This window comes from Thermomicrobiales bacterium, assembly GCA_041390825.1.
In the GTDB taxonomy this organism is placed as follows: Bacteria; Chloroflexota; Chloroflexia; order Thermomicrobiales; family UBA6265; genus JAMLHN01.
Map to the genome: position 1 here is coordinate 83,012 of JAWKPF010000017.1, position 13,830 is coordinate 96,841.

Below are 13,830 nucleotides of genomic sequence, written 5' to 3' on the forward strand. Positions count from 1 at the left end.
AACCATAGTATACTACGCAAGTTTGGACGATACCTGCCCGTCCGGCGTTTCACCAACCACGAACGGAGTCTCGATGAGCCAGCCCGCCGAACCAGTTCGGTTGACCGACGAGGATGTCGATTTTCTCGTTTCAGTCTTGCGAAACGCATCGGAACCGCTTCCGACGCGCGCGCTGATCGAGGCGTTGCGCAACCGGAAGAGCTGAGCTCCACCGACACCGCGCGGCCACCAGGCTTCGTTTCGCCGCGCCTGAATAGCACCTCATGGAGTTGTGAATCGATGGTAACAATCGCGCCAGCAACGCGAACATTCGCTGGCACTTCTGCCCAGCAAGAACACGCAGCGGAGCTCTTCCGGCTGATGCAGTCCGTGGGACGGTTCATGTCCGTGAACGCCCCAATCCGGCTGACACTCGACTCTGCCGCGGAGTTCTTCGCCGACAAGAAGATTTCCAGGGACGCGCTGGTTGCCGCCATCCAGGCGAATCCGGATTCGTTCCACCTGGATGAGAGTGGCGAAAAACCGGTCATCATCGCGACCCGGGCCGGCACGCTCAGCGGGGCGCGCCGTCCCGACACAAGCCACGATTTCGCGACTCGCCTGATGACGCCGGCGCCCAAACCGGAAGTTTCGGATCAGATGCTTCGGCCTCGACCGCGGATGGAGTCCGGATGGTCGATATTCGATGTCCAGACCACTGACCTGGACGCTCGGCCGAACACAAGTCTGGCAGCCGGTTTTGCATTGACTCAACCGGTCGAGGAAGCGATTGCCGAGGCTGCCGAGGCCGAAATCGATGCAGTCGCGGCCGCGGAGTCGTTCCGCACTATTACGGTACCTGCAGCGCAATCGGCTCCCACCGACGTGTCGGATGCGTCCGATACCGATCTGGAAGCAGCACTCATCGAACGGCTGGGCGCCGATGGCCAGGTGGCCATGTTCGATGGTCAGTGGATGCTGGAAGATCGCGTGCCGCGCTTCAGCAAGGGCGAGTTGCGCAAACTCAAGGACTACATTGTCGAGCAAGAGCAACCGCTGACCGACGAAGTCCTGATTCAGGATGTGCTCGATGTGCGTCCGCGTTCGGCTGATTTCGACCTGATGCGATTTGCGTTGAACTATCGGCTCTCGAAGGAGCATCGCGACTTCGAATTTGTCGGCACGAGCGGACAGCGTTTCTGGAGCACATCGGCACTTGCGCCCATTGGCACCGGTTTGCGCAAACCCAACGAGATTGGCGCCGACTATCGATACCTTCTGGACGAAGCTCCCGCCGCGCCGAACTATCGGTCGCGGAAGGAACTGAGCCATGTGTTGACCTTCTATGAGTTCACGCTCGGCTTGCTTCCGTACAACGCAGAGGTGCAGGAGCTGCTCGGACCGCCGGTCACCCCGAACCAGCGCACCGCCGTTCTGACGTTCGAGTGCCCACAGGTCTACACGACCTATCTGGTCGAGTTGCGCTATCCGACACCGAATCGCGGTGGGTTCATAGTCGGTCTCGACGACTTCTTCAACGAGAACCTCGTTCCAGGAGCCCTGCTGTCGATTCGCGCAACCGAGAACGACGGGCATTTCATCGTCGAGTACGTGAGCGCATCCAGCCAGAGCCAGCGTCTGCTCGAGCTCGAGGAACGCCGTCAACGCTATGTCTTCCGGCCGACTTCGTTCGCCTGCGGCGTGCTGGAAGAATCCCTGCTGACCGAGGAGACCTGGTCGAGCCTGAACGGCGAGAAGCCGCTTGACGAGAAGACCCGCCGGCGCCCTGAGGCAGTCGTGGCCGTGACGTTCGAGCGTCTCGGCAAGCAGTTCGAGGGTGGTGGGTATACGGCTACATTCTCCCAGCTGTTCGCTGGCGCGAATGTCGAGCGCCCGTTCTCCGAGACTCTGCTCCGTTCCATTCTGGAGAATGACGACACCGGCGCGTTTGCCAAGGACCCAGACGGACCAGATGACTACACCTACATCCCGGGAAACCCCGCCTAGCGCGGAGTCCGGCACACTCGCCCCCGCGATCCAGGCGATCGTCGGGGGCGACTATTCACGTTCCCGGCTTGCTGCGCTCTCCGATTTGGATCGGGCTCGCGTGACATATGTGCGCGCGCACTGGCTCGATATCCCCGACACTGAACGGCATGCCCTCATGCTCGCGCTGGCGGAACTCGGGGACGAATCGCTGGAATACAACTTCAACCGGGTGTATCGAATTGCACTCGATGATCCCAACCCGGTGATTCGGCAATTGGCGCTCGTAGCCCTCTGGGAGGACGAGGGGGGTGACTTGCCGCCCACATTCGTCCGTCTGCTGAGAACCGATCCGTCGGACGATGTGCGCGCCGCCGCAGCCGACGCGCTGTCCATTCCCTTCGATGCGATCGCCGACGGACAGTCGACCGTCCTCGACAAGGACGAGATGATCGAACTGTTCACTGGCATCATCGAAGATCCCGTCGAATCCCCGATCGTACGGCGGCGCGCGCTCGGCGCCATCGCGGCGTTCGGCGCAGATCCTCGGATCTCCGAGCTCATCCGGATCGGTCTCGATGATGAGGATCAAGCAGTCGTTGCGGGGGCGGTATACGCCATGGGGCGGACATCGAGCGCAGCCTGGCTACCCGAGTTGATCGAATTCATGCAAAGCGAGGACGCCGAACTGCGTTTCGAATCGGCCCGAGCCGCGGGACTGTTGGGCGAAATCGACGCCGTCCCAGATCTCGCCGAGCTCGTTTGGGACCAGGACGCTGAAGTGCGCACGGCAGCGATCGATGCGCTGGGCTCGATCGGCGGTCCGGCTGCCATCCGCGTCCTCCGGCAAGTGGAGCAGGACGACGATTTCGAGGAACTCGAGAACGTGGAAGATGCGCTCGATGCGGCGCTGATCACCGTCAACCCACTCGAGCGGCAGTCGTAGTGGCGGGCGCATCCAGGATCGAATCGCCGGTCGTGCATGAGCCGCACGCCTGGAACGAGGCGCTGCGTGCGCTCGACGGTCACCTGTTGCAGTCGTGGCAGTGGGGCGAGTTCAAGGCTGACCACGGATGGAGGCCCGAGCGAATCGCTATCGGGGGCAGCGAGCCCCGCGCGATGGCTCAAGTGCTTTATCGACACAAGGGACCGGTCAGCATTGGATATATCCCGCGAGGTCCGGCGGTAGCGGCAGATGATCTCGAAAGCGCCCGTTTATTGCTCGACGCCATCGACGCAAGCGCCCGCAAGCACCGCGCGCTCTATGTCATGATCGAGACCGACTTGCCAATCGTCGGTTTCACCGATCGTCCGTTTCCGGAAATCGAAACTCTTTCCTACCACCTGCAGCCGGGTCGAACGGTCAAGATTCCACTGGTCGACGACGAGAAGCTGTTGGCCGGCATGCATCAGAAGACGCGCTACAGCGTCCGCCTCGCGCCCCGCAAAGGCGTAATCGTCGATCGGCACACCGGAGACGATCGGTCCGCCCTCGACGAGTTCTATTCGATGCTCGAAGTGACATCGAAGCGCAATGAGTTTGGCATTCATACGGCCGAGTATTACCGTGACTTCATGCGCAGGTTTCCAGAGAACGCCATCCTGTTCATTGCGCGTCTCGATGGTCATCCGGCGGCTGGCCTTATCGCCGCCGCGTTTGGAAACGATGCCATCTACATGTACGGCGCCTCCGACACCCGGTATCGAGCGGTTGGCGCGGCATTCAATCTCCAGTTCCTCGCCATGCAATGGGGCCGCGAGCAAGGCGCTTCGCACTATGACATGTGGGGAATCCCCGATGTCGATCCGCCAGCCGACAACGAACACAAGGACCATGTTCCAGCGACCAAGGGCGACGATTGGCGCGGCCTCTATCGATTCAAGACCGGCTTTGGCGGCTCCATCGTCTCCTATCCTGCTGCCGTGCAGCGATCGTATCATCGCCGCCTGGGCGAACTCGCCGATCGGATGATTGGTCGATCGCAATGACTCGTTCCCTGAGCGATCTGGCGCGGACCGTGCCCGGGGCGACGGTCTCGGGGGACGTGAGCGTCCAAATCCAGGACATTCAGTACGATTCTCGGCTGGTCACGCCGGGCGCATTGTTCGTCGCGCTTCGTGGCGGCTATGTGGACGGCCACGATTTCATCCAGAGCGCGCTCGATCGCGGCGCAGTCGCGGTCATCGTCGACCGGACTATCGACCTCGACGTGCCGGCGATTCACGTTGCGGACTCACGTTCGGCGCTGTCGCCCATTTCGGCAGCGTTTTTCGGCCATCCATCCCACAAGCTTCAGGTTGTCGGCATCACTGGCACCGACGGCAAGACCACGACGAGCTATCTGGCCGACGCGATCCTCTCGCATGCCGGAATCGTCACCGGGGTGATTGGCACCGTTTCCGTGAAGATCGCGGAACAGGTCGTCCAACATGAGACCCGACAGACAACACCTGAATCGATCGAGATTCAGCGCCTTCTGGCGCAGATGGTCGACGCAGGCGTCGAGACCGCAATTCTCGAAGCAACTTCTCATGGTCTGGCGCAGCATCGACTCGACGATGTCGATTTCTCGGTTGGGGCAGTCACCAACATCACCCATGAGCATCTGGAGTTTCACAAGACGATCGCCGCATACCGGGCCGCCAAGGCAACCTTGTTCGACAGGGTGGCCTCCAGGAACGGCATTGCTGTGGTGAATCTGGATGACGAGGGAGCCCAGGCCGTCCTGCCGCATGCCGCGGGCGCGACCGTTCTGCGATATAGCTGTCTCGATCGCGACGCTGAAATCTTCGCATCGAACATCGACATCAGCGTTGACGGGACGTCGTTCGACCTGGCACTAGGCGGAACCACGGTGTCAATGCGAAGCCCGCTCATCGGACAGTTCAATGTCGAGAATGCACTGGCCGCGATTGGCATCGCACGTGCCATGGGACTCGATATCAAAGAGATCGCGGCAGGGCTTGCGACGGCCCCGGCGATTCCGGGCCGGATGCAACGCGTCGATGAGGGCCAGCCATTCTCTGTCATCGTCGACTATGCGCACACGCCTGAATCACTGCAGAAACTGCTGGTCCTTTTGCGATCATTGAGTCCGACGAGTCGCATCATCGCAGTCAGCGGAAGTGCAGGCGAGCGCGACGTGCCCAAGCGCGCGCTGCAGGGCGGCGTCTCGGCCCGCCTGGCGGATTTCAGCGTCTTCACCAACGAGGATCCACGCTTCGAGGATGCCGAAACGATCATCGGCCAGATCGCCGATGGCGCGATAGCGGCCGGCGCGACGCCCGGAGTCGACTTCCTGACCATTGTCGAGCGACGCGACGCGATCGCAGCGGCTCTCGAGCGAGCCCAGCCAGGAGACATCGTCCTCCTGGCTGGCAAAGGGCATGAACGCTCGATTATCTGGAACGGCGAAAAGATTCCCTGGGATGAGCCGGCAGTTGCCGCCCAACTGCTGAACGCGCTGGGCTACGTCCGGGCTGCTTGATCTTTGTCGACGTTCGGCCTCAGCGATAGCCCGACATCGACCAGTTGCTGCTCCTCGATCGGGGAGGGCGCATCGAACATCAAATCGACGCCGCGCTGATTCTTTGGGAAGGCCATGACTTCGCGGATGTTGGATTCATCCGCCGCAAACATCACCCACCGGTCGATACCCATGGCAATTCCGCCGTGCGGAGGAGCGCCGAACTCGAGCGCATCCAGGATCGCGCCAAACCGCTCCTGCTGCGCTTCGGGAGAATGGCCCATCATGGAGAAGATCATCGCCTGATCGGCGCGAGTGTGCATTCGGACCGACCCGCCACCGACCTCGAAGCCATTCAGGGTCAGATCGTATTGCTTGGCGCGCACGGCGCCGGGATCAGTCGCGAGCAGCGGACGATCCTCTTCCAGAAATCCCGAGAAGGGATTGTGGGTCGCATCCCAGCGCTGCCCCTCCTCGTCCCATTCAAGCAGCGGGAACTCATAGATCCACAAGTAGTGGAACACGTTTGGATCGGCCAGGCCGAGCACATCTCCGAAATGCGTCCGAAGCGCTGAGAGCGACTTGGAAACGACATCGAACGAATCGGCCACGAGCAACACAAGGTCGCCTTCGTCTGCGCCAAGGTCAGTGGTAACGGCCGCGAGCTCGCCTTCGGACAGGAACTTCGCGACGGGTGACTTGATCTCCCCCTCACGCAGGGCGAAGGTCGCCAGTCCCTTGGCGCCGTTCGCTTTGGCGATTTCCGTGATGTCGTCGATCTGCTTGCGCGTGTAGTCGGCGCATCCCGGAACCACGATCCCCTTGATCACCCCACCGTTCTCGATCACACCGGCGAACGCTTTGAACTCGGTCCCGCGAACCGCGTCCGTCACATTCTGGAACTCCAACCCGAAGCGCATGTCGGGCCGGTCGCTGCCAAATCGCTCCATTGCCTCGTGATACGTCAACCGTGAGAACGGGCGATTGAATGACTTGTCGGTGAATGTCTCGGTCAATTCGATGAAGAGCTGCTCGATCAGCCCCATCACGTCTTCCTGCGAGACAAACGACATCTCGATGTCGAGCTGCGTGAATTCCGGTTGCCGGTCGGCGCGCTGCGCCTCATCGCGGAAGCAACGCGCGATCTGGAAATACCGGTCGAGTCCCGACACCATCAGAAGCTGCTTCAGCTGCTGAGGCGATTGCGGCAGCGCATAGAACTCACCGGGAAAACCGCTGGATGGCACGACAAAGTCGCGTGCTCCCTCTGGCGTGCTGCGAATCAGAAGGGGCGTCTCGACCTCGACAAACCCACGATCGTCCAGGAAGTCGCGCATGTACTTCACGATCTGGTGCCGCAAGATGACATTGCGCTGCATCCGTTCCCGGCGCAGGTCGAGGTAGCGATATTTCAACCGAAGGGATTCATCGACATCGCTCTCTTCGTTGATGTAGAAGGGCGGATTCAACGATGTGTTGAGAACGGTGAGGCTCTGGACCTCGATCTCGATCTCTCCGGTCGCCAGGCGAGGGTTCTTCGTTCCCTCTGGTCGTTCACGGACGATGCCGGTTGCCTCCAGCACGTACTCGTTCCGCACCTCGCTGGCCATCGCATGGGCGTCTGGCTGGATCTCGGGGTTGAAGACGATCTGTGTCAGGCCATAACGGTCTCGAAGGTCGATGAAAATCAAACCGCCGAGATCGCGTCGCCGATTCACCCAACCTCGTAGCACCACGTTCTCGCCGGCATTGGCTCCCCGGAGCGAACCACACGTCAGTTTTCCGGTTACTGCTGGATCGACATCGCGAAACGTGGACACACGAACCCCTTCTTCAATAGTCCAATGGAGACAAGTCAGCTCGCTGCGTACTTGTTGTCGAATGCGGTCTGCAATTCTGCTTCCGGGTCGCGACCGGCAGCAATCGCCGCTTCGATCATCGCCAGCAGCGTATCGCCCTGGGGCAGCACCTGATCGACGCTGATCTCCCCCGCATCCTCGCGCATGGCCATCGCTTTCGCGATCACCGGCATCGACTTCGGCAGCCGATCATACTTGCTTCGTGGCTTGGCCGTGGCGCCACGTTCCTCGCGTTTGATGCGTTGCCAGGTCGAGAGCACCGCCTCAGGAGTATCAGCGGCGTCATCGCCAAAGACATGGGGATGCCGCCGGATCAACTTTCGGTTCACCGTTTCGTAGACATCCTCGATGGTGAACGCGCCCTGTTCTTCGGCGATCTGGGTCAGCAGCGCGACGATCAGGAGAAGGTCGCCGAGCTCACCAGCCAGCTCGCCGGAGTCTCCGTCGGCGATCGCATCGACCACTTCGTAAGCTTCTTCGGCGACCTTGGACGACAGGCTCTGCAAGTCCTGTGCCCGGTCCCAGGGGCAACCCTGGGGCGAGCGGAGATAGGCGATGATCTCGTGAAGGCGCTGGGCGCTTCGCCAGTTCTCGGCAACCGGGATTGGGGCAATGTCGAGATCGAAGAGCAGGTCGTCGTTCGGACGCACGTCGACGTTCTCGTACGGCCCATATGCTCGTTCGAGCAGAGCCATGATGCTCACAAGCTGCTTTTCGCTCAACCCCAAAACGCGGGTTCGGCGCGTTGCCGCCACGTCGAGCATCGGGCCACTGAACGGCGCTTCCTCGATCCGGCGCAGCAGCTCTTCGGCAACAATGACCTGCTCAGACGAATGCACTGAAACTAGCTCTTCGCATTCTGACTGCTGTCGTTCAGGCTCAGCACGGCCATGAAGGCTTCCTGGGGAATCTCGACACTGCCGACCATCTTCATGCGCGCCTTGCCTTCTTTCTGCTTTTCCAGCAGCTTGCGCTTGCGCGTGATGTCTCCGCCATAGCATTTGGCAAGCACGTTTTTGCGCATCGCCTTGACGGTTTCGCGCGCGACGATCCGGCTACCGATCGACGCCTGAATCGGCACATCGAACATCTGGCGCGGGATCAAACGGCGGAGCGCATTCACCAACTCTCGACCGCGCGAATAGGCTTCGTCGCGATGGGTGATGATGGAGAGCGCATCGACCGCGGTGCCGTTGACCAGAACATCGAGCTTCACCAGATCGGCCGGCTGGAGCGAATTGAAGGTGTAGTCGAGCGACGCGTAGCCCTGGGTGCGGCTCTTGAGCTGATCGTAGAAGTCGATGATCACTTCACCCAGCGGCATCTCGAAGTTCAACTGCACGCGGTCTTCATCGAGATAGGTCATCTCCTTGAACGCCCCGCGCCGTGCGGTCACGAGTTCCATCACATTCCCGATGTACCGTGCCGGAACGATGATCGTGAGGTTCATCCGCGGTTCGCGGATTTCGTCGATCGATCCGGGATCAGGCAAGTCGGACGGATTGTCGATCACCTTGATCTCGCCGCTGCGCAGCAGCACCTCGTACTCCACGCTCGGCGCCGTTGTGAGCAGTTCGAGCTTGTATTCGCGCTCCAGGCGTTCCTGAATGATCTCCATGTGCAGAAGACCAAGAAAACCGGCGCGGAACCCAAACCCCAGCGCGGCGGAAGATTCAGGTTCATAGACGAGCGACGCGTCGTTCAGACTCAAACGGTCGAGCGCGTCCCGCAACATCGGGTACTCCTCGCCCTCGACTGGATAGAGCCCCGCAAAGACCATAGGCTTCGCTGGCCTATAGCCCGGAACCGGCGCGGCCGCAGGGAGTGCGGCGCTCGTGATGGTGTCGCCAACCTGAAGATCTTTGACGGCCTTCAATCCCGTCGCGATGTAGCCAACCTCACCACAATAGAGCCCGTCGACCGGAGTCATTCCCGGTGAAAAGTATCCGAGCTCGAGGACTTCCGACTCTTTGCCGGTGGCCATCAAGCGGATGCGGTCATCCTTGTGGATCGCGCCATCGACCATCTTGACATATGCAATCACGCCCTTATACGGGTCGTAATGCGAGTCGAAAATCAGGCCCCGGGCGGGAGCATCTGGATTGCCACTCGGTGGAGGAACATGCGTGACGACCGATTCGAGAACCTCGGGGATACCGACACCGGTCTTGGCAGATGCGGGAACGATTTCGTCATCCAGCAAACCGATGACGTTTTCTACTTCTTTCCGTACGCCTTCTGGATTCGCGCTCGGAAGGTCGATCTTGTTGATGACGGCAATGATCGCGAGACTCTGCTCGAGTGCCAGGTAGACATTTGCCAGTGTCTGGGCTTCGATCCCCTGGCTGGCGTCCACCACCAGCAACGCGCCTTCGCACGCCGCCAGCGAACGACTGACCTCATACGAGAAGTCCACGTGACCAGGGGTGTCGATCAGATTGAGCTGATAGTCGAGGCCGTCCCTGGCCGTGAACTGCATGCGCACGGCTCGGGCCTTGATGGTGATGCCCTTTTCCCGCTCGAGATCCATGGAGTCGAGCAGTTGCTGCACCATCTGGCGCGATTCGACGGTACCGGTGTACTCGAGCAGGCGGTCGGCGAGGGTGGATTTGCCATGGTCGATATGGGCGATGATGCTGAAATTCCGGATCCGCTCCAGGGGGATCCGGGCACCACGAGACATCCCAACCAGGAGCGAGGCATCGACCGACATGCGCGTGATTATAGTCGACTGCTGGATCGGCACATAGCCATCTAGCCGATGTGCGCGAGACGCCGCACGCGACCCCGGATCTTCTCCATCGGGTTGCGCGCTTCAGGAATGCTCAACAGCCAGGCGAACAGCACATAGGCGGCCAGGCAAGCGCCTACAGCCATGCCAAGAAAAGCCAGTTGAACGGCGCGATTGATGTCCGGGTCGCCGGTAATCTCCTCGAGTTGGGTAGCAGTCAACGCCGAAACGAGCGCCATGCCCGCGGTTGCGAGCACGATCTTGGCAAGCCAGACTCCGAACTCCGTGCCAAATCCCCCGATGCGCCGCCGGAGAATCACGAACAGAATGAACGCCTCGACGCCAGTGCTCACGCTGAGCGCAAGCGCCAAACCGACATGTCCCATGGAATCCAGCAGCAGCTTCGACAGGATGATATTCAGCACGATGATGAGAATGCCGGCAGCCACTGGCGTTACCGTGTCTTTCATCGCATAGAACGTGCGCGCCAGCACTTCGACGAGCCCGTACCAGATGAGCCCAAGCGAGAGGAATGCCAACGGTTCTGAGGCGAGAATGGTGGAATTCGCGTCGAAGTTTCCGCTCTGGAAGATGGTCTGAAAGAGCGAGGTTCGAAACTCGAACAGGCCGATCGTGGCCGGAATCAGCAAGAAGAGCAGAGGACGCAAACCGCGTTGAAGCGTGTTTCGAAACTCGTCGATCTCACCGAGCTCCCATTGCGCGGCCATTGTCGGGAAAACCACGGTTCCGATGCTGAGGGCCAGCACGCCGTTCGGCAACATGAGCATCTGCCAGGCGTAATTCAGGCCAGAGACGCTTCCTTCACCCGCCTGCGAGGCAAAGTGATTGACCGCCACGAAATTGATCTGGAACGCCGCTTGCCCAACCACGCGCGGGAGCAGAAGAACCCCAACTTCAGAGAGCCCTGCGACATTCCGCGAGAGGGTCGGGCGGAAGACAAGTCCGGTTCGCACGACACCGGGAATCTGAATCCCAACATGCAGGAGCGCGCCGATGAGCACCCCAAACGTCACACCCTCGATACCGTATTCCGGTGCGAGGAAAATGGCCGCCAGGACGATCGCCAGGTTATAGACAACCGGCGCCAGCGCCGGCAGTGTGAACTGGAGATGAGTTTCCAGGATTCCCTTCGCTGCAATGCCCATTCCCAGGAGAAGCGGGGAGAGCAGCAACATGCGCATCGTCTGAATGGCGAGATCCATCGCTGCCGGCGGTAAGTCGGGCGCGACGACCGTCCGCATCAAGGGCCCCGCAAGCGCGAACGTGATCAACCCAAGGACGACGGTGGTCAGCGCTGTCCAGGTGATGACCGCCGACGCGAGCCGGTCCGCGTTCTCTTTTTCTCCCTTCGCCAGGAGCCCGCCGAAAACGGGAATGAAGGCGGCGCCAAACGCGCCGGACATAATGACGAGAAAGAGCAGATCGGGGATGCGGAACGCGCTGACGTAGGCGTCGTAATCGCTGGATGTGCCGAAACGGTTCGCCAGGATGATCTCTCGGAGCAGCCCCAAAACTCGGCTCGCAAGAAATGCGACGCCGATGATAACCGCGCTCCTGGCCATCGACCGCCCTGCCGGAGACGGCGCATCGCCGCCAGCATAGATATCGCCTTCCTCTAGGGGGAAGTCGTCGCTGACCGGTGCATCCCACGCCGGCAAGGGATCATTGATGCGGGCGGTCACGATTTGGTATCATTGCCCGTCGCGACGCGATGAGCGGGCGCAGCTTCGTGGTGTCGAAATGCTGCGAAGACCATGGATTCCTGACTCTATTGAGGTGAACCGAAATTGGCGAATAGCAAGTCGGCTGAAAAGCGTATCAGGGTTGCCGAGCAAAAGCGACTTCGGAACCGCCCGTATCGAACTGAAGCTCGCACCTACGTGAAGAAGGCCGAGCTGGCAATTCGACAAGGCGATGCCGAACTTGCGGCCGGAGCAGTGGGCGATGCGATCAGCACGCTCGATCGCGTGGCGAACCGCGGGGTCATCCATCCCAACAATGCGGCTCGGCGCAAGTCCCGCCTGATGAAGAAGTACAACACGCTGCTTGCGGGCTAGATTCCCCGCGAGCAGGTAGCTTGTCGGCAATGGGCCGGCGCGCGGAAAAACCGGTGGCGTTCCAGCTACCGGTTTTCTGTTTGCCCGGTAACGCGCACCACCAGATCGACCAACCCTTCCTCCGGGTTACGAATGCGGCCCGTCTTGATTCGTCGATCGTTCTCGAGCGCCAGCCTCAGCTGCCGAACCGGCGCCATGCGCGCCCGCTGCACGGCTCGTTCCACCGGTTGCATGCGGTTTGCATTGGCAAGTCCAAGCGCGCGGCCGGCTTGCACCGGGTCGCTGGGGCGACCGGCCGCTTTTACCGCTACCGCAAGTTCCGTCTGCTGATAGATCTGCGCCAACATTCGACTCGGGTCCTCCCCGGCGCGGCGTGCATTCCCCACTTCCCCGAGCGCCCCTCGCTGGTTGCCCCCGATCACCGCATCGAGCAGCGGAAAGATACGTTCTTCGCTTCGTTGCGGAATCATCTCGTCGATGATCCCTACTGTGATCGGGCCGGGATACGAAGCCAACGCCAACTTCGCCAGTTCCGATTCGAGAAGCTCCATGGAGGGTGGCTTGTCGAACGCGCGATTCGCGGGCGCCTGCGGCCAGTAGGCAGGGAAGAGCCGGTCGAGCAACGCGCGCGCTGTTGTCTTGTCCAGGCTCGAATACTGGCGAGAAGCCATGTCTTGCGCGAGCTCGATCAACGCGTTTCCGCGAGGCGCCTCATTGATCGATACAGTGACGCCATCGGGAAGTTGCTTCCTGATCGATGCGCTGAGTTCGGCCATTTCAGGTTCGAAGAGAATTAGTCTTGTCGTTTCCGGCATCGACCCCACAAGCCGCGCGACATCGGTTTCCGCCTTTGCCTTTCCACCTCTGCCGCCCTTTGCAGCGGATTGGCTGAGCAGTCCTTCGATCACGATCACGCGGTTCGACCCGAAAAAGGGGACAGCGGTCACCGCGGCCAACATCGCGTCGAACGAGCTGCTGGCGGCATCGATTCGGTCTGTGTCTATCCCGCCTGGATCGAGCGCGGCGAGCTGGCGACCGAGCGCATGTCTGGCCAACGCTCGATCGGACCCAAGAATGACGAACAGCACGGAAGCGTTCTCCAGAAATCGAGGATGCCGACCCCGCAATGCCGTGTGTGACGGAGTCCTGAACCTGCACTAGCAGGTGGGAACCATTCGAGCGGTTCCCGACTCATGTGATTTATCGGCTCACGACCACGCCACGATGCACGCACACCGCAGAGTCGGTAGACCAAGAGCGTACACCACGCGCCATACGAGATGCGCCACTCGGATGCGATACTTTTCGACTGCGAACCGGCAGGCGCCGGTCGACAAGGAGTGCAGGCATGACAAACTCAACCCAGCGCCGCAGCGTTGTCATTACGGGAGTCAGCGCAATTTCCCCGGTTGGGCTCGATGCGGAAACCACGTGGCGGCATCTGCTCGCAGGTGTGTCCGGCGTTGGGCCGATAACCCGCTTCGATACCGCTGGGTTCGAAACCACGATTGCCGCGGAAGTCAAGGGTTTCATGCCGGACGAGATCCTCGGCAAGAAGGACTACCGGCGGATGGACCGCTATTGCCAGTTCGGCGTCGCAGCCGCAATGGCCGCAGCCGAAAACGCGTGTTTCACAACTGGCGCGCCCGATCCGTATCGCACGGGGGCGCTCATTGCAACTGGAATGGGCGCGATCGAGACTATCGAAACCGGCATGGAAACGCTGCTCG

12 protein-coding genes and 1 other RNA gene are annotated in these 13,830 nt (G+C 60.8%); 7 read left to right on the forward strand and 6 right to left on the reverse strand.

From position 1 onward, the window contains the following. The first annotated feature begins 73 nt into the window (after nt 1-73). From R2855_10990 to R2855_11010, 5 genes are all read left to right on the forward strand, one after another. Complete coding sequence (locus tag R2855_10990; GenBank protein ID MEZ4531535.1) at nt 74-205, forward strand: hypothetical protein; 132 nt, start codon at nt 74-76, stop codon at nt 203-205. A gap of 74 nt (nt 206-279) precedes the next feature. Then, complete coding sequence (locus R2855_10995) at nt 280-1,986, forward strand: hypothetical protein (protein ID MEZ4531536.1); 1,707 nt, start codon at nt 280-282, stop codon at nt 1,984-1,986. Further along, nucleotides 1,952-2,911 (forward strand): HEAT repeat domain-containing protein, encoded by a 960-nt coding sequence (locus R2855_11000; protein ID MEZ4531537.1) that lies wholly within the window; start codon nt 1,952-1,954, stop codon nt 2,909-2,911. The genes R2855_10995 and R2855_11000 overlap by 35 nt, the downstream gene beginning before the upstream one ends. Then, nucleotides 2,911-3,954: a peptidoglycan bridge formation glycyltransferase FemA/FemB family protein gene (locus R2855_11005; protein ID MEZ4531538.1), complete on the forward strand. Its 1,044-nt coding sequence runs from the start codon at nt 2,911-2,913 to the stop codon at nt 3,952-3,954. The genes R2855_11000 and R2855_11005 overlap by 1 nt, the downstream gene beginning before the upstream one ends. Then, nucleotides 3,951-5,453, forward strand: coding sequence for a UDP-N-acetylmuramoyl-L-alanyl-D-glutamate--2,6-diaminopimelate ligase (locus R2855_11010; GenBank protein MEZ4531539.1), 1,503 nt, complete (start codon nt 3,951-3,953; stop codon nt 5,451-5,453). The genes R2855_11005 and R2855_11010 overlap by 4 nt, the downstream gene beginning before the upstream one ends. Here R2855_11010 and aspS read toward each other — a convergent pair. From aspS to murJ, 4 genes are read right to left on the reverse strand one after another with little or no spacing between them, the layout of a single operon-like run. Next, nucleotides 5,435-7,252 (reverse strand): aspartate--tRNA ligase, encoded by a 1,818-nt coding sequence (gene aspS, locus R2855_11015; protein MEZ4531540.1) that lies wholly within the window; start codon nt 7,250-7,252, stop codon nt 5,435-5,437. The genes R2855_11010 and aspS overlap by 19 nt on opposite strands. Nucleotides 7,253-7,287: 35 nt before the next feature. After that, a complete protein-coding gene (locus R2855_11020; protein MEZ4531541.1) occupies nt 7,288-8,130 on the reverse strand; it encodes a MazG family protein in 843 nt (280 codons plus the stop codon). Between the two features lie 5 nt (nt 8,131-8,135). Then, nucleotides 8,136-10,004 (reverse strand): translation elongation factor 4, encoded by a 1,869-nt coding sequence (lepA, locus tag R2855_11025; protein MEZ4531542.1) that lies wholly within the window; start codon nt 10,002-10,004, stop codon nt 8,136-8,138. 41 nt (nt 10,005-10,045) lie between these two features. Beyond that, nucleotides 10,046-11,725, reverse strand: a complete 1,680-nt coding sequence (murJ, locus tag R2855_11030; GenBank protein MEZ4531543.1) for a murein biosynthesis integral membrane protein MurJ — start codon at nt 11,723-11,725, stop codon at nt 10,046-10,048. A gap of 105 nt (nt 11,726-11,830) precedes the next feature. Here murJ and rpsT point away from each other — a divergent pair, with 105 nt between their 5' ends. Beyond that, entirely contained in the window at nt 11,831-12,100 is a 270-nt protein-coding gene (gene rpsT / locus R2855_11035) for a 30S ribosomal protein S20 (protein MEZ4531544.1), read from the forward strand. A gap of 65 nt (nt 12,101-12,165) precedes the next feature. Here the strand turns inward: rpsT and R2855_11040 are convergent, their stop codons facing one another. Beyond that, nucleotides 12,166-13,188: a hypothetical protein gene (locus R2855_11040; protein ID MEZ4531545.1), complete on the reverse strand. Its 1,023-nt coding sequence runs from the start codon at nt 13,186-13,188 to the stop codon at nt 12,166-12,168. A gap of 26 nt (nt 13,189-13,214) precedes the next feature. After that, nucleotides 13,215-13,347, reverse strand: a non-coding RNA gene (ssrS, locus tag R2855_11045) — 6S RNA. 101 nt (nt 13,348-13,448) lie between these two features. Between ssrS and R2855_11050 the strand changes: the two genes are divergently transcribed. Further along, a partial coding sequence (locus R2855_11050; protein ID MEZ4531546.1) for a beta-ketoacyl synthase N-terminal-like domain-containing protein occupies nt 13,449-13,830 on the forward strand: 382 nt, incomplete at its 3' end.